The 16,890-nt window shown below is 55.6% G+C and carries 13 protein-coding genes; 6 read left to right on the top strand and 7 right to left on the bottom strand.

Translation table 11 applies throughout. From position 1 onward, the window contains the following. Window positions 1–100 precede the first annotated feature (100 nt). Entirely contained in the window at window positions 101–604 is a 504-nt protein-coding gene (locus ACJ9Y9_RS21505; RefSeq protein ID WP_028017017.1) for a GNAT family N-acetyltransferase, read from the top strand. An 83-nt stretch (window positions 605–687) separates the two neighbouring features. Then, window positions 688–1,707 (top strand): NAD(P)-dependent alcohol dehydrogenase, encoded by a 1,020-nt coding sequence (locus ACJ9Y9_RS21510; RefSeq protein WP_028017016.1) that lies wholly within the window; start codon window positions 688–690, stop codon window positions 1,705–1,707. Between the two features lie 63 nt (window positions 1,708–1,770). Here ACJ9Y9_RS21510 and ACJ9Y9_RS21515 read toward each other — a convergent pair whose 3' ends face one another. Next, on the bottom strand, window positions 1,771–3,408 hold the full coding sequence (locus tag ACJ9Y9_RS21515) for a dihydroxyacetone kinase subunit DhaK (RefSeq protein WP_028017015.1): 1,638 nt from the start codon (window positions 3,406–3,408) through the stop codon (window positions 1,771–1,773). Between the two features lie 137 nt (window positions 3,409–3,545). On the opposite strand from ACJ9Y9_RS21515, the gene ACJ9Y9_RS21520 reads away from it, so the two are divergent. After that, complete coding sequence (locus ACJ9Y9_RS21520) at window positions 3,546–5,048, top strand: helicase HerA-like C-terminal domain-containing protein (protein ID WP_028017014.1); 1,503 nt, start codon at window positions 3,546–3,548, stop codon at window positions 5,046–5,048. Here ACJ9Y9_RS21520 and ACJ9Y9_RS21525 read toward each other — a convergent pair. Beyond that, complete coding sequence (locus tag ACJ9Y9_RS21525; protein WP_152546596.1) at window positions 5,028–5,969, bottom strand: TIGR01212 family radical SAM protein; 942 nt, start codon at window positions 5,967–5,969, stop codon at window positions 5,028–5,030. The genes ACJ9Y9_RS21520 and ACJ9Y9_RS21525 overlap by 21 nt on opposite strands. Window positions 5,970–6,655: 686 nt before the next feature. Here ACJ9Y9_RS21525 and gltB point away from each other — a divergent pair. After that, window positions 6,656–11,116 carry a glutamate synthase large subunit gene (gene gltB, locus ACJ9Y9_RS21530; RefSeq protein WP_032666800.1) on the top strand — a complete coding sequence of 1,487 codons (4,461 nt, stop codon included), beginning with the start codon at window positions 6,656–6,658 and terminating at the stop codon, window positions 11,114–11,116. Between the two features lie 9 nt (window positions 11,117–11,125). Beyond that, window positions 11,126–12,544, top strand: a complete 1,419-nt coding sequence (gene gltD, locus ACJ9Y9_RS21535) for a glutamate synthase subunit GltD (protein WP_023309377.1) — start codon at window positions 11,126–11,128, stop codon at window positions 12,542–12,544. A 28-nt stretch (window positions 12,545–12,572) separates the two neighbouring features. On the opposite strand, the gene sspB is transcribed toward gltD, so the two are convergent. From sspB to zapE, 5 genes are all read right to left on the bottom strand, one after another. Further along, window positions 12,573–13,070 (bottom strand): ClpXP protease specificity-enhancing factor, encoded by a 498-nt coding sequence (gene sspB / locus ACJ9Y9_RS21540; RefSeq protein WP_028017011.1) that lies wholly within the window; start codon window positions 13,068–13,070, stop codon window positions 12,573–12,575. 5 nt (window positions 13,071–13,075) lie between these two features. Next, window positions 13,076–13,714: a stringent starvation protein SspA gene (sspA, locus tag ACJ9Y9_RS21545; RefSeq protein WP_028017010.1), complete on the bottom strand. Its 639-nt coding sequence runs from the start codon at window positions 13,712–13,714 to the stop codon at window positions 13,076–13,078. Between the two features lie 309 nt (window positions 13,715–14,023). After that, complete coding sequence (gene rpsI / locus ACJ9Y9_RS21550) at window positions 14,024–14,416, bottom strand: 30S ribosomal protein S9 (protein ID WP_003860436.1); 393 nt, start codon at window positions 14,414–14,416, stop codon at window positions 14,024–14,026. 15 nt (window positions 14,417–14,431) lie between these two features. After that, a complete protein-coding gene (rplM, locus tag ACJ9Y9_RS21555) occupies window positions 14,432–14,860 on the bottom strand; it encodes a 50S ribosomal protein L13 (RefSeq protein ID WP_003860434.1) in 429 nt (142 codons plus the stop codon). Between the two features lie 287 nt (window positions 14,861–15,147). Next, entirely contained in the window at window positions 15,148–16,272 is a 1,125-nt protein-coding gene (gene zapE / locus ACJ9Y9_RS21560) for a cell division protein ZapE (protein WP_028017009.1), read from the bottom strand. 189 nt (window positions 16,273–16,461) lie between these two features. On the opposite strand from zapE, the gene zapG reads away from it, so the two are divergent. After that, window positions 16,462–16,860, top strand: coding sequence for a Z-ring associated protein ZapG (zapG, locus tag ACJ9Y9_RS21565; RefSeq protein WP_008502832.1), 399 nt, complete (start codon window positions 16,462–16,464; stop codon window positions 16,858–16,860). Window positions 16,861–16,890: the final 30 nt, after the last annotated feature.

The raw sequence follows: 16,890 nt of genomic DNA on the forward strand, positions 1-16,890 counted from the left end.
GGCGTAAGGGGTAACCTTCCTGAAAACTCCTCGCTTGCACTCCCCTTTCTGCGGTGCTATTAACAGCAGTTATGTGTCAATTTTTGTAATGAGTAATGCTATGAGCGTGATTACCCCCGTCGCGACGACGATGCGTCGGATCACTGAGCAGGATAACCCGGCTATTGCCGCCGTTATCCGCACCGTTTCTGCCGAATATGGCCTGACGGCTGACAAAGGCTACACGGTTGCAGACCCAAATCTGGATGAGCTTTTTCAGCTCTACAGCCAGCCAGGGCATGCCTATTGGGTAATCGAGCAGAATGGTCTGGTTGTGGGCGGCGGCGGCGTGGCGCCACTCAGTTGTAGCGAGCCGGATATCTGCGAACTACAGAAAATGTATTTCCTCCCAACTGCACGCGGGCAAGGACTGGCGAAAAAGCTGGCACTGATCGCCCTGGAACACGCACGTAAGCAGGGTTTTACGCGCTGTTACCTCGAAACAACCGCCTTCCTCAAAGAGGCCATTGGCCTGTATGAACATCTGGGCTTTGAGCATATTGATGCACCGCTCGGTTGTACCGGCCACGTCGATTGCGAAGTCAGGATGCTGAAAAATCTGTAAATAATATTGCCGCCCTCTTCTGTTAAGCGGTGCTGAACTGAATGCTCTACACTCTCAGTTCACACCACAACGGGGGAAACACGATGTCGAAGATAAAAAGCTACGCCGCACCGCAGGCAGGTGCAGAACTTGAGCTTTACGAGTACGATGCGGGCGAACTAAAAGCAGAAGACGTCGAAGTACAGGTTGATTACTGCGGGATCTGCCACTCGGATCTCTCGATGATCGACAACGAATGGGGCTTCTCCAGCTACCCGCTGGTTGCCGGACACGAAGTGATTGGCCGCGTCGTGGCGCTCGGTAGCGCCGCGCAGGACAAAGGACTGAAAGTGGGTCAACGCGTGGGCATTGGCTGGACAGCACGCAGCTGTGGCCACTGCGATGCCTGTATCAGCGGTAATCAGATCAACTGCCTCGAAGGCGCCGTTCCTACCATACTTAACAAAGGTGGTTTTGCCGATAAGCTGCGCGCCGACTGGCAATGGGTCATTCCACTGCCGGACAGCATTGATATCGAATCCGCCGGTCCATTGCTGTGTGGTGGTATCACCGTCTTCAAACCTCTGCTGATGCACCATATCACTGCCACCAGCCGCGTGGGCGTCATCGGTATTGGCGGACTGGGGCATATCGCCATCAAACTGCTGCACGCGATGGGCTGTGAAGTCACAGCGTTCAGTTCAAACCCGGCGAAAGAGAAAGAAGTGCTGGCGATGGGTGCAGACAAGGTTGTGAACAGCCGAGATCCGCATGCGCTGAACGCGCTGGCAGGCCAGTTTGATCTCATCATCAACACCGTCAACGTCGATCTCGACTGGCAGCCGTATTTTGAAGCGCTGGCCTACGGCGGAAACTTCCACACCGTAGGTGCCGTGATGAAGCCGCTGCCCGTTCCGGCGTTTACCTTGATTGGCGGGGATCGCAGCGTGTCCGGCTCTGCCACCGGTACGCCATTCGAATTGCGCAAACTGATGAAGTTTGCCGGACGCACCAAAGTGGCTCCGACTACTGAGCTGTATCCGATGTCAAAAATCAACGAAGCGATCCAGCACGTGCGTGACGGCAAAGCCCGTTATCGCGTGGTGTTGAAAGCGGATTTTTGATTTTCACGCGGACATCATGTTTGCAGGCCGGGTAAGGCGTAGCCGCCACCCGGCATTTCTACACTACCGAGCCAGCGCAGCAAACACCTCTGCCACCGCGACCGCCCCCGGATCCATTACTCCATCCAGATTCTCTTTATTCACATACGACGAACGCCCCGCTCCGGCTTTCTGCATTTTCGCGGTCGCTTCGGCACCCTGCCGCGCAGCCTGCGCCGCCGCGTGAAGATCGCCTTTCAGCAACGCCTCCAGCGCGGGCTGCAGCGCGTCGATCAGCGTACGATCGCCAAGATCAGCCCCACCGTACTGCTTCATCTGCGCCAGCCCACTCAGCAGGGCTTCCGGCAACGGCTTCCCGTCATGCAGCTTTTGTCCGGCCGCCGTAAAGAAGATCGACATCAGCACGCCACTCGATCCGCCCATCACCGTGGCCAACCGCTCGCCTACCAGCAACAGCAGCGTTGGGATATCATCCAGAGGCAGTTTGTGCTCCTCAAGGCGCTGCGCAATGTCTCGCGCTCCTTGCGCAAAGGTAGAGCCGGTATCGCCATCCCCCACTTTGGCATCCAGTGCATTGAGCCGATTTTCAAGCTTAATCAGCGTGGTTGTTACCTGGGAGACATACTCGCCCGCCTCTGCGTTAGCAGATGGGGTATATTCCACGCGGTCATACAGCGCGCTATGTTCCTGTACACGCAAGGGCGCAAACGCCACCGGTTTTTGCCAGCCCAGCGTCTCAACCTCCTCGTGGAGCGCTTTTTCAAAGAGGTCGTTAAGCTTCAATAACGTCAGGGAAAAGCCCTTCATATCCAGGGCACTCACCAGCGGCGCGGGGCCAATCAGGTACGCGATATGCTCTTTCAGAGCCGAGTGCGCCAGCTCTTTGGTGAGCAGCGCCATCTCCAGCGCCGACACGCCGCCAAGATTGTTAATCAGCACTGCAAAGCGCCCCTCTCCCGCCTGCTCGCGTAACGGTGTTACCAGCGTGTCGATAATGGCTTTGCTGTTTTGCGTATCAACCACCGAAGCTCCCGGCTCCCCGTGAATACCGAGCCCCAGTTCCACATGACCTTGCTTAATTCGCCCTTCTCCATCATCACTGCCTGGCAGGTTACAGGTTTGCATCGCAACGCCCAGGCTCCAGAGATTATCGCAGGCCTGTTGCGCAATATCCCGCACTTCACTCAGTGATTTCCCGTGCTCCGCCGCATAACCTGCAATCTTATGTACCAGCGCCGTACCGGCAATGCCGCGCGGCTGCTTGTTATCCGGCAGCGCGATGTCATCGGCAACAATCACCATCTCCACCTTCAGGCCATAGCGTTTGGCCTTTTCCGCTGCCAGACCGAAGTTCAGGCGGTCGCCGGTATAGTTTTTGACGATCAGCAGACAACCGCGATCGCCCGTTACCGCCACAATGGCGTTCAGTACCGCATCCACGCTCGGCGAAGCAAACAGATCGCCGCACACCGCCGCCGTCAACATGCCTTTGCCGACAAACCCGGCGTGTGCAGGCTCATGACCAGAGCCACCGCCGGAGATCACCGCTACGCGGCTTTTGTCCCAGTCGCCGCGCGCGACGATCCTGATGGCCGGATCGATATCAAGTTTGACGAGATTCGCGTGTGGCGCAGAAAGCAGTATGCCTTCAATGGCATCGTTGACCAGCTGTTTGCGATCGTTAAAGAAGAATCTGGACATAGTTTCCCACTATTTTGTGAACCGTATGCAAAAGCATAGTCCGCGCTGGATAATGCGCCGCAAAGTCAGGAATTTACTCAACCAAATTGCGACCAGGTTGCCTATACTCCACCCAGGACTAAGAGAGGAAGCGCACTATGAGTACACCATTGTTAATTGCCAGGACGCTGGAAAAAGAGCTGTATTTACTGCCCGCGATGGCGAACCGCCACGGTTTGATCACCGGCGCGACCGGGACGGGGAAAACCGTGACCCTGCAAAAGCTGGCGGAGTCGCTTTCGGAGATTGGCGTACCGGTCTTTATGGCTGACGTGAAAGGCGATTTAACCGGTGTCGCTCAGGAAGGGACTGCCTCTGAAAAACTGCTCGAACGGCTGAAGAATATTGGCATCACGGACTGGACGCCGCATAACAATCCGGTGGTGGTGTGGGATATCTTCGGTGAGAAAGGCCACCCGGTGCGCGCGACCGTCTCCGATCTCGGCCCGCTGCTGCTGGCCCGTCTGCTTAACCTCAACGACGTGCAGTCCGGCGTATTGAATATTATCTTCCGTATTGCCGATGACCAGGGACTGCTGCTCCTCGATTTCAAAGATCTGCGCGCCATTACCCAATACATCGGCGATAACGCTAAATCCTTCCAGAACCAGTACGGCAATATCAGCAGCGCCTCGGTGGGCGCCATTCAGCGTGGGTTGCTGACCCTGGAGCAACAGGGGGCCGAACACTTCTTCGGCGAGCCGATGCTGGATATCAAAGACTGGATGCGCACCGACAGCAACGGCAAAGGCATCATCAACATTCTGAGTTCTGAGAAGCTCTATCAGATGCCGAAGCTTTACGCCGCCAGCCTGCTGTGGATGCTCTCTGAGCTCTACGAACAGCTACCCGAAGCCGGTGACCTGGAAAAGCCCAAACTGGTGTTCTTCTTTGACGAAGCACACTTGCTGTTTAACGATGCCCCACAGGTACTGCTGGACAAGATTGAACAGGTTATCCGCCTGATCCGTTCCAAAGGTGTTGGCGTCTGGTTTGTTTCGCAAAATCCGTCAGATATTCCGGACAACGTGCTCGGGCAACTTGGTAACCGCGTGCAGCACGCCCTGCGCGCCTTTACGCCGAAAGATCAGAAAGCCGTTAAGGCTGCCGCGCAAACCATGCGTGCCAACCCGGCCTTTGATACCGAAGCCGCCATTCAGGCGTTAGGCACCGGTGAAGCGCTGATATCGTTCCTGGATGCGAAGGGCAGCCCGTCCGTGGTGGAACGCGCCATGGTGATCGCGCCCTGCTCGCGCATGGGGCCGGTTACCGACGATGAACGTAATGGTCTGATTAACCACTCTCCGGTGTACGGGAAATACGAAGACGAGGTGGATCGCGAGTCCGCATTCGAGATGCTGCAAAAAGGGGTCCAGGCGACAACGGAATCGCAGGATGCGCCTGCCGCTAAAGGGCAGTCTGTCGCCGTGGATGACGGTATTCTCGGGGGGCTCAAAGACATCCTGTTCGGCAGCACCGGGCCGCGCGGCGGCAAGCGCGATGGCGTGGTACAGACCATGGCGAAAAGTGCCGCGCGACAGGTCACTAATCAGATAGTGCGCGGCATGCTGGGAAGCCTGCTAGGCGGCCGTCACCGGTAGACGGGGAACCCACGGGCGGCTAAGCGCCGAGCCCTGTACACCCTTCTCCTGTAGATAGCGGTCGATTTCCACCATCCCCGTCCAGCGGTTCTCACACCAGAGCGGTGCCAGAAGCGTTGGGCGGCGGGCGCTGGCTGAAATGCGGTGGTAGACAATTTCCGGCGGTGTGTGGCGAATCATCTCCCCCGCCGTCACCGTATAGTCCTCAAGCTCAATACCGCTTAACCGCCCGGCCTCCCAGGCTTTGGCCATAATGCTGCCCTTCACGATATGCAGCGGGTGCAGCTTGATACCGTCCACGCCGGTCTCAACCACCTTTTCCAGCGTCTCCAGACCGTGCTGTCGCCCTTCCCCCGGTAAACCGACAATCAGGTGCGAACAGACCTTCAGCCCACGCTCACGGGCAAGCCGCGTGGTGCGCTGGTAGCAGGCGAAATCATGGCCGCGATTGATTCGGTGCAGCGTTTTGTCATGTGCGGTCTGCAAGCCCAGCTCCAGCCAGATCTCGTAACCTTGTTCTTTGTACTCGCTGAGCAGCTCCAACACCGCCTCCGGTACGCAGTCCGGGCGCGTGCCCACGCACAGCCCAACGATGTTAGCCTGACTGACGGCCTGCTGATACATAGAGCGCAGTACCTGCACCTCAGCCCAAGTGCTGGTGTAGGCCTGGAAATAGGCCAAATATTGCTTTGCGCGGTTCACCAGGCTCGCCTGATGGGCAAGCTGTTCAGCGATAGATTTATGCTGCTGGGCTTCGTCAGCAAACGACGCAACGTTACAGAACGTGCAGCCACCACGCCCGATGGTGCCATCGCGATTCGGGCAGCTAAAGCCGCCATGCAGCGTCAGCTTATGAACCTTTTGCCCATAGCGTTGCAAAAGATCCCCACCAAACATATTGACTAATTTCTGTAACTGCATAATCTGATAGACCGTCCCGGAGAAAGGGGACAAGCCTGCCATTTTTAGCCTCTGTCGGCGATGACCTGGATCAATCGCCCAGGACGGCCTTTATCTATATGAATAAATACTCAGGATTACTGCAATTTCATTCACAACCCTCGTGATTACTTTTCCTTATGTTCTGATTGTTTTTTTCATTTATAGCGCCACCACTGAAAAACAGTGGCTTTATGCGGGTTTGCAGTCAATGCCAGATTATTATTCTGCTATAAAACTGCTATTCAGCACGCTACATTGATAATACCGCTTTCATATAGTGAGTCAGATCACACTCCGCTGCGTCCTGCCAGGGCATGCAATCAATGTAAAAATAGTTAAATACCATTTAATTACAATAAGATAAACTCTCTTTAGCACATTTTTGTATAAATAAGATTGCCATTTGACCTGTGTACCAATTCCCGATAAGTTGGAAATCCGCTGGAAGCTTTCTGGATGAGCGGCCTGCTCATCATATTTATGCAGTAATTGAGATTCCCTCTGAAGCAAGTCCTCAAACTTGTTTACCTGCGCGAAAGGATGAAAAGAGGGCGAATGCGAGGTCCGCGTATGAAACGCAAACCCCGTCGCCATGCTCTTTCTGTGCCTGTGCGCCACGGTAAAGTTCAGTGGGAAGCCCGACGAGCCTGGGGAGGTTCACTGATATGTTGTACGATAAATCCCTTGAGAAGGATAACTGTGGTTTCGGCCTGATCGCCCACATAGAAGGCGAACCTAGCCACAAGGTAGTGCGTACTGCCATTCACGCACTGGCCCGTATGCAGCACCGTGGTGCCATCCTTGCTGATGGTAAAACCGGCGACGGTTGCGGTCTGCTGCTGCAAAAACCCGATCGTTTCTTCCGTATCGTTGCGGAAGAACGCGGCTGGCGTTTAGCCAAAAACTACGCTGTCGGTATGCTGTTCCTGAACCAGGATCCTGAAAAAGCTGCCGCCTCACGCCGCATCGTCGAAGAAGAACTTCAACGTGAAACCCTGTCGATTGTCGGCTGGCGCAATGTGCCAACCAACGAAGGGGTGCTCGGTGAAATCGCCCTCTCCTCGCTGCCTCGTATTGAACAGATTTTTGTTAACGCGCCTGCGGGCTGGCGTCCACGCGATATGGAACGCCGTCTGTTCATTGCCCGTCGCCGCATTGAAAAGCGTCTCCAGGACGATAAAGAGTTCTACGTCTGTAGCCTCTCGAACCTGGTGAACATCTATAAAGGTCTGTGTATGCCGGCTGACCTGCCGCGCTTCTACCTGGACCTGGCGGATCTGCGTCTGGAATCGGCCATTTGCCTGTTCCACCAGCGCTTCTCCACCAACACCGTTCCACGCTGGCCGCTGGCTCAGCCGTTCCGCTATCTGGCGCACAACGGCGAGATCAACACCATCACCGGTAACCGCCAGTGGGCCCGCGCCCGTACCTATAAGTTCCAGACGCCACTGATCCCTGACCTGCACGATGCCGCACCGTTCGTAAACGAAACCGGCTCGGACTCCAGCTCCATGGATAACATGCTGGAACTGCTGCTGGCGGGCGGGATGGACATCGTTCGCGCCATGCGTCTGCTCGTGCCGCCTGCCTGGCAGAACAACCCGGATATGGATCCGGAGCTGCGCGCGTTCTTCGACTTTAACTCCATGCATATGGAGCCGTGGGATGGTCCGGCGGGCATCGTTATGTCAGACGGCCGTTTTGCTGCCTGTAACCTGGACCGTAACGGCCTGCGTCCTGCGCGCTACGTCATCACCAAAGACAAGCTCATCACCTGCGCCTCTGAAGTCGGTATCTGGGATTACCAGCCTGACGAAGTGGTCGAGAAGGGCCGCGTCGGCCCGGGTGAGCTGATGGTTATCGACACCCGCGGTGGGCGTATCCTGCACTCCGCTGAAACCGATAACGACCTGAAAAGCCGCCATCCATACAAAGAGTGGATGGAGAAAAACGTGCGTCGTCTGGTGCCGTTTGAAGATCTGCCAGACGAAGAAGTAGGCAACCGCGAGATGGACGACGACACCCTCGCAAGCTTCCAGAAACAGTTTAACTACAGCGCTGAAGAGCTGGATTCCGTCATCCGCGTACTCGGTGAAAACGGCCAGGAAGCCGTGGGCTCCATGGGGGACGATACCCCGTTTGCCGTGCTCTCCAGCCAGCCGCGCATCATTTACGACTACTTCCGTCAGCAGTTTGCGCAGGTCACCAACCCGCCAATCGACCCGCTGCGTGAAGCCCACGTGATGTCGCTGGCGACCAGCATCGGCCGCGAGATGAACGTCTTCTGCGAGGCCGAAGGCCAGGCGCACCGCCTGACCTTTAAATCGCCGATCCTGCTGTACTCCGATTTCAAACAGCTCACCACCATGAAAGAGGAGCACTACCGCGCTGACACGCTCGATATCACCTTCGACGTGGCCGAAGCGAGCCTTGAAGAGACGGTGAATGCCCTGTGTGACAAAGCCGAACAGATGGTGCGTAACGGTACCGTTCTGCTGGTGCTGTCTGACCGAAATATCGCGAAGAATCGCCTGCCGGTGCCTGCACCAATGGCAGTCGGTGCTATCCAGACCCGTCTGGTAGAGAAGAGCCTGCGCTGCGACGCCAACATCATCGTTGAAACCGCAAGTGCACGTGACCCGCACCACTTTGCCGTGCTGTTAGGCTTTGGTGCGACGGCGATTTATCCATACCTGGCCTACGAAACACTGGCTCGTCTGGTCGATACCCGCGCGATCGACAAAGACTACCGTGCAGTGATGCTGAACTACCGTAACGGCATCAACAAAGGTCTGTACAAGATCATGTCCAAAATGGGCATCTCGACCATTGCCTCCTACCGCTGCTCGAAGCTGTTTGAAGCGGTCGGCCTGCATGACGAGGTCGCCAACCTCTGCTTCCAGGGCGTGGTCAGCCGCATCGGCGGTGCCGGTTTTGCTGACTTCCAGCAGGATCTGGTCAACCTGTCGAAACGCGCCTGGCTGGCACGTAAGCCATTGGATCAGGGCGGTCTGCTGAAATATGTTCACGGTGGTGAATACCACGCCTATAACCCGGACGTGGTGCGCACGCTGCAGCAGGCGGTTCAGAGCGGCGAATACAGCGATTATCAGCAATATGCTGAGCTGGTAAACAGCCGTCCGGCAGCGACGTTGCGCGATCTGCTGGCACTGAATCCAGGTGATGATGCAGTCAGTATTGACGATGTTGAACCAGCCACTGAGCTGTTCAAACGCTTTGATACTGCAGCAATGTCTATCGGTGCTCTCAGTCCGGAAGCCCATGAAGCGCTGGCTGAAGCCATGAACAGCATCGGCGGAAACTCGAACTCCGGCGAAGGCGGCGAAGATCCTGCCCGTTACGGCACCAACAAAGTGTCCCGTATCAAGCAGGTGGCATCCGGTCGCTTTGGCGTCACGCCAGCGTACCTGGTCAACGCCGACGTTATTCAGATTAAAGTCGCTCAGGGTGCTAAACCGGGCGAAGGCGGTCAGTTACCAGGTGATAAAGTCACCCCATACATCGCCAAACTGCGCTACTCCGTACCGGGCGTGACGTTGATCTCTCCGCCACCACACCACGATATCTACTCTATCGAGGATTTGGCGCAGCTGATTTTCGACCTGAAACAGGTCAACCCGAAAGCGATGATCTCCGTGAAGCTGGTTTCCGAGCCGGGCGTCGGTACCATCGCAACGGGCGTAGCAAAAGCCTATGCGGATCTCATCACCATCGCCGGTTATGACGGCGGTACCGGTGCAAGCCCACTCTCCTCCGTGAAATATGCGGGTTGTCCGTGGGAGCTGGGGCTGGTGGAAACTCAGCAAGCGCTGGTGGCTAACGGTCTGCGTCACAAGATCCGTCTGCAGGTAGATGGCGGTCTGAAAACCGGCCTCGACATCATCAAGGCGGCGATTCTGGGTGCGGAAAGCTTCGGCTTTGGCACCGGTCCAATGGTTGCACTCGGCTGTAAATACCTGCGTATTTGCCACCTGAACAACTGCGCAACCGGCGTTGCAACCCAGGACGAGAAACTGCGTAAGAACCACTATCACGGTCTGCCGTTCAAAGTGACCAACTACTTTGAGTTCATCGCCCGCGAAACCCGCGAGCTGATGGCACAGCTGGGCGTGAAGCGTCTGGTAGACCTGATCGGCCGTACCGACCTGCTGAAAGAGCTGGAAGGCTTCACTGCCAAGCAGCAGAAGCTGGAGTTGAGCAAGCTGCTGGAAACCGCGCAGCCGCATCCTGGCAAAGCGGTCTACTGCACCGAGAACAACCCGCCGTTTGATAACGGCGTGCTGAACGCGCAGCTGCTGCAGCAGGCGAAACCGTATGTTGACGACAAGCAGAGCAAAACGTTCTGGTTTGATATTCGCAACACCGACCGTTCTGTGGGGGCCTCCCTCTCCGGTTACATCGCGCAGACGCACGGTGACCAGGGGCTGGCTGCTGATCCGATTACCGCGCACTTCAGCGGTACTGCGGGCCAGAGCTTCGGCGTGTGGAACGCAGGCGGCGTTGAGCTGTATCTGACCGGCGATGCCAACGACTACGTTGGTAAAGGCATGGCGGGTGGTCTGCTGGCGGTGCGTCCGCCTGTCGGTTCAGCTTTCCGCAGCCACGAAGCCAGCATCATCGGAAACACCTGTCTGTACGGCGCGACCGGCGGTCGTCTGTTTGCAGCGGGTCGTGCGGGCGAGCGTTTTGCGGTGCGTAACTCCGGTGCAATCACCGTGGTGGAAGGCATTGGCGATAACGGCTGTGAATACATGACGGGCGGGATTGTTTGCGTTCTGGGTAAAACCGGCGTGAACTTCGGCGCAGGCATGACGGGTGGTTTTGCCTACGTCCTGGATGAAGACGGTGAGTTCCGCAAACGCGTGAACCCGGAGCTGGTGGAAGTGCTGGACGTTGACACGCTGGCTATCCACGAAGAACACCTGCGCGGTCTGATTACCGAACACGTGCAGCATACCGGTTCTTCGCGCGGCGAAGAGATCCTGGCGAACTGGCCGGCGTTCTCTGCGAAATTCGCGCTGGTTAAACCGAAGTCCAGCGATGTTAAAGCACTGTTGGGTCACCGTAGTCGTAGCTCAGCAGAGCTGCGTGTGCAGGCGCAGTAAGGAATTCAGATGAGTCAGAACGTATACCAGTTTATCGACCTGCAGCGTGTTGATCCGCCAAAGAAACCGCTGAAAATCCGTAAAATTGAATTTGTTGAAATCTATGAGCCGTTTTCAGAAGGCCAGGCCAAAGCACAGGCAGACCGCTGCCTGTCCTGCGGTAACCCTTACTGCGAATGGAAATGTCCGGTGCATAACTACATCCCGAACTGGCTGAAGCTAGCCAACGAGGGGCGTATCTTTGAAGCCGCCGAGCTGTCTCACCAGACCAACACCCTGCCGGAAGTGTGCGGCCGCGTGTGTCCTCAGGACCGTCTGTGTGAAGGCTCCTGTACGCTGAACGACGAGTTTGGCGCAGTGACCATCGGTAACATTGAGCGTTATATCAACGATAAAGCGTTTGAGATGGGCTGGCGTCCGGATATGACCGGCGTGAAGCAAACCGACAAGCGCGTGGCAATCATCGGCGCGGGCCCAGCGGGCCTGGCCTGTGCGGACGTGCTGACCCGCAACGGCGTGAAGGCGGTAGTCTTTGACCGTCATCCGGAGATCGGCGGTCTGCTGACCTTCGGTATCCCGGCTTTCAAGCTGGAAAAAGAGGTCATGACCCGTCGTCGTGAAATCTTTACCGGCATGGGTATCGAGTTCAAACTGAATGTGGAAGTAGGCCGCGATGTACAGCTCGACGATCTGCTGAAAGATTACGACGCCGTATTCCTGGGCGTGGGCACCTATCAGTCCATGCGCGGTGGTCTGGAGAACGAAGACGCGCCGGGCGTTTACGACGCTCTGCCGTTCCTGATTGCTAACACCAAGCAGATCATGGGCTACGGCGAAACCGCCGATGAGCCGTTCGTCAGCATGGAAGGCAAACGCGTTGTCGTACTGGGCGGTGGTGATACGGCGATGGACTGCGTGCGTACCTCCATTCGTCAAAATGCGGCACACGTGATCTGCGCCTACCGTCGTGACGAAGAGAACATGCCGGGCTCTAAACGCGAAGTGAAAAACGCGCGTGAAGAGGGCGTGGAGTTCCAGTTCAACATCCAGCCTCTGGGTATCGAAGTGAATGCCAACGGTAAAGTGAGCGGCGTGAAGATGGCGCGTACTGAGATGGGTGCGCCGGATGCGAAAGGCCGTCGTCGCGCCGAGATCGTAGCCGGTTCTGAGCATGTGATCCCGGCCGATGCCGTCGTGATGGCGTTCGGTTTCCGCCCTCACAGCATGGAGTGGCTGGCGAAGCACAGCGTGGAGCTGGACTCTCAGGGCCGCGTCATTGCACCTGAAGGCAGCGACAATGCTTTCCAGACCAGCAACCCGAAAATCTTCGCCGGTGGCGATATCGTTCGCGGTTCTGACCTGGTGGTCACCGCGATTGCCGAGGGTCGTAAGGCGGCAGACGGTATACTGAACTACCTGGAAGTGTAAAAAAACAGGCCCGATTGGGCCTGTTTTTTTATTTGACGACGCGAAGAGCCGGACGACCACCGCGCGGAGGCGGATCGTCATCAGGATCATTCTCGTCATGATGATCGGGTTTATCGCCATCAATAAGCGACATCACCGTGTCGCTTTCGCGCTCATCGGATGCGTTGTCATCATTCAGGCTGGCAACATCCTCGTCGTATGCTGCTTCCGGCTCAAACATCGTGCCTGCGCCGTTTTCACGCGCGTAGATCGCCAGTACCGCAGCCAGAGGAACGGACACCTGACGCGGCACACCGCCAAAGCGCGCATTAAAGCGCACTTCGTCGTTGGCCAGTTCCAGGTTGCCCACCGCGCGCGGCGCGATGTTCAGCACGATCTGTCCGTCACGCGCATATTCCATAGGAACCAGCACGCCCGGCAACGTCACATCCACAACCAGGTGCGGCGTGAGCTGGTTATCCAGCAGCCATTCATAGAAGGCGCGCAGCAGATACGGACGGCGTGGGGTAAGTTGTGACATTTCCACAGTCATTAGCCTCGGCCAAGACGCATTTCACGTTCAGGTTCAGTTAACGATGCCAGGAATGAATCACGTTCAAATACGCGAGTCATGTAACCCTTCAGCTCTTTCGCACCCGGACCGCTGAACTCTACGCCCAGAGTCGGCAGACGCCACAGCAGCGGTGCCAGATAGCAATCCACCAGGCTGAACTCATCGCTCAGGAAGAATGGTTTCTGACCAAACACAGGGGCAATTGCCAGCAGCTCTTCACGCAGTTGCTTACGTGCTGCGTCGGCTTCAGAAGAGGAACCGCTAACGATAACGTTCATCAGCGAGTACCAGTCTTTCTCGATACGCTGCATGTACAGGCGGCTTTCACCACGCGCGACAGGGTAAACCGGCATCAACGGCGGATGTGGGAAACGCTCATCCAGATATTCCATAATGATACGGGATTCCCACAGGGTCAGCTCGCGATCCACCAGCGTCGGTACGCTTTGGCTCGGGTTGAGATCGATCAGATCCTGAGGTGGGTTATCCTTTTCCACATGCTCGATCTCAAAACTGACACCCTTCTCGGCCAGCACGATACGAACCTGATGGCTATAAATGTCAGTAGGACCAGAAAACAGCGTCATTACCGAACGTTTGTTGGCAGCGACAGCCATGAAAACCTCCAGGTATATTCAGAATTTTTACTGCTACCGGCCCAACAGGGGCCAGCCAGATGTTGTATCGCCCATCCCAGAGAAAACACATTGTTCAAGAATCGAACAAAAATCGAGTATTCACCGATATTTGGGCAGAAAATTGGATGATAGTTTACCAGATTTTGATGGCTTTGTGGTGAGGGGATTCTGGAAATGTGGAAAAAGAGGAGATATATGAATTTATATTGTGGATAACCTGCACATTATCCATAAAAAAACCCGCCGAAGCGGGTTTTTCGCCAATCGTTCTGCGTAAGCAGAAAATGATTAACGTTTGGAGAACTGTGGACGACGACGTGCTTTACGCAGACCCACTTTCTTACGTTCAACCTGACGAGCGTCACGAGTAACGAAGCCAGCTTTACGCAGTTCAGAACGCAGGGATTCGTCGTACTCCATCAGAGCGCGGGTGATACCGTGACGGATCGCACCTGCCTGACCGGAGATACCACCACCTTTAACGGTGATGTACAGATCCAGTTTTTCTACCATGTCAACCAGTTCCAGCGGCTGGCGAACTACCATGCGGGCAGTTTCGCGACCGAAGTATTGTTCCAGAGAACGCTGGTTGATTACGATTTTACCACTGCCCGGTTTGATGAAAACGCGAGCTGCGGAACTTTTGCGGCGACCAGTGCCGTAGTATTGATTTTCAGCCATTGCCTATAATCCCGATTAGATGTCAAGAACTTGCGGTTGCTGTGCCGCGTGGTTGTGCTCGTTACCTGCGTAAACTTTCAGTTTACGGAACATAGCACGACCCAGCGGGCCTTTTGGCAGCATGCCTTTAACCGCGATTTCAATCACACGCTCAGGACGGCGAGCAATCATCTCTTCAAAGGTCGCTTCTTTGATACCACCGATGTGGCCGGTGTGGTGGTAGTACATTTTGTCAGTACGCTTGTTGCCGGTTACAGCAACTTTATCAGCGTTCAGAACGATGATGTAATCACCGGTATCAACGTGCGGAGTGTATTCCGCTTTATGCTTACCGCGCAGGCGACGAGCCAGTTCAGTAGCCAGACGGCCCAGAGTTTTACCGGTCGCGTCAACAACATACCAGTCGCGCTGTACGGTTTCTGGTTTAGCTGTAAAAGTTTTCATTAAAAGCTTACCCAAATAATAAGTTACACGTTGGTGAACACCCAAACGTTTAGTCAGTTGAGGTTCACACGACAAAGTCCGGCAAACCTACCCCTTCGAATAGCACATGCCGACACATAGAAAGTTTCGGGAAAAAAACCTTCTCGTAACGTGGGGTCGCAAGATTATAGAGAAGTTGAGGTCAAAGATCGACCCTTAAATGTGATTTGGAATGGGTTTTTCGGGGGGAGGTATTGCGCGGTCTGGTACCCTCCCCCCGTTCCTCTCCCACAGGGAGAGGCTGGTATTTATGGCATATGCTCAAGCTTGAGGTATTCCTCGCTCTGCATCTCCTGCAGACGCGAGAGGCAACGCTGGAACTCGAACTTCAGCCGCTCTCCCTGGTAGATCTCATATAAAGGTACCTCAGCGCTAATCACCAGCTTGACGTGCCGCTCATAAAATTCATCCACCAGCGCAATGAAGCGTCGTGCTTCACTCTCCATCAGCCGCGTCATGACCGGAACATCCAGCACCATCACGGTATGAAACAGGCGTGAAAGCGCAATATAGTCGTGCTGGCTGCGGGCATCCACACAAAGTGTTGTGAAGGAGACGGCCAGCGTTTGATTCTCTACGCCAAGCGTGGGCAACGGGCGATGGTTAATCTCAAGCTCCGGAGCGTTTTCACGTTTTGCCCCCGCCAGCGCCAGCCAGAGTTTATCCATCTGACAGGTGGTCTCGGCGTTCAGCGGTGAGAGCCACAGGTGCGCCTGGGTCAACGTACGCAGCCGGTAATCCACCCCGGCATCCACATTCATAATGTCACAATACTGCTTGATGGCGTCGATGGCAGGCAGGAAACGTGCGCGCTGCAGACCGTTGCGGTACAGCTCGTCCGGCGGGATGTTCGATGTGGCAACCAGCGTAATCCCGCGCGCAAACAGCGCTTTCATCAGGCCACCTAACAGCATGGCATCGGTGATGTCAGAAACAAAAAATTCGTCAAAGCAAAGCACGTCCGTTTCCGCCTTAAACCTGTCGGCCACAATCTCAAGCGGATCGCTTTTGCCCTGCAGTGCAGTTAGCTCTTCATGCACCCGCAGCATAAAACGATGGAAATGCAGACGCTGCTTACGTTCGCCCGGCAGACTCAGATAAAACAGATCCATCAGCCAGGTTTTTCCGCGCCCTACGCCGCCCCACATATATAAGCCGCGTACAGGAGCATGAGCCTGTGGTGCTTTTTTACCGAGCAACCGCCCAAATGCCGCCTTTAGCCCACCATTCTGTTCGACTTCAGCAGGTTTTGCAGTGAGTTCCTGATAAATCATCTCCAGACGGCTTACCGCCTCACGTTGAACGTCATCCGCTTGATGAGTGCCGTCGTTAAGGGCCAGTTGATAACGCGATGCAGGGGACAGGTTTTGCATAATCTTATTGTTATTCCTTCAATTAAACCTCACCAGCAGCCGTGACTGATGAAAAAAAGGCCGTTCTACACTACGCGATGATACGTCAGGATTCCACTTCTACAGAAATAGCGGTTATAGTGGCATTATCAGGCACAGGCAGGAGCCGAGCCAACACCCTACGGAACAACAAGACAACGGGAGAAGTTCATGACCTGGGAATATGCGCTAATCGGTTTAGTCGTCGGCATCGTCATCGGTGCTGTGGCCATGCGTTTCGGTAATCGCAAATTGCGTCAGCAGCAGTCACTGCAGTACGAACTGGAAAAGAACAAAGCGGAACTGGAAGAGTATCGTGAAGAGCTGGTCAGCCACTTTGCCCGTAGCGCCGAGCTGCTGGACAACATGGCGACCGACTATCGTCAGCTGTATCAACATATGGCAAAAAGCTCCAGCAGCCTGCTGCCGGAAATGACCGCGGAAACCAATCCGTTCCGCAACCGTCTGGCAGACTCTGAAGCCGGTAACGATCAGGCGCCCGTTCAGATGCCTCGTGACTATTCAGATGGCGCGTCAGGCCTGCTGCGTGGCGGTGTAAAACGCGATTAATCGCACAACCTGAATTTATTTTACGGGCGC

The sequence above is a fragment of the Enterobacter sp. CPE_E1241 genome, from assembly GCF_045618265.1.
In the GTDB taxonomy this organism is placed as follows: domain Bacteria; phylum Pseudomonadota; class Gammaproteobacteria; order Enterobacterales; family Enterobacteriaceae; genus Enterobacter; species Enterobacter adelaidei.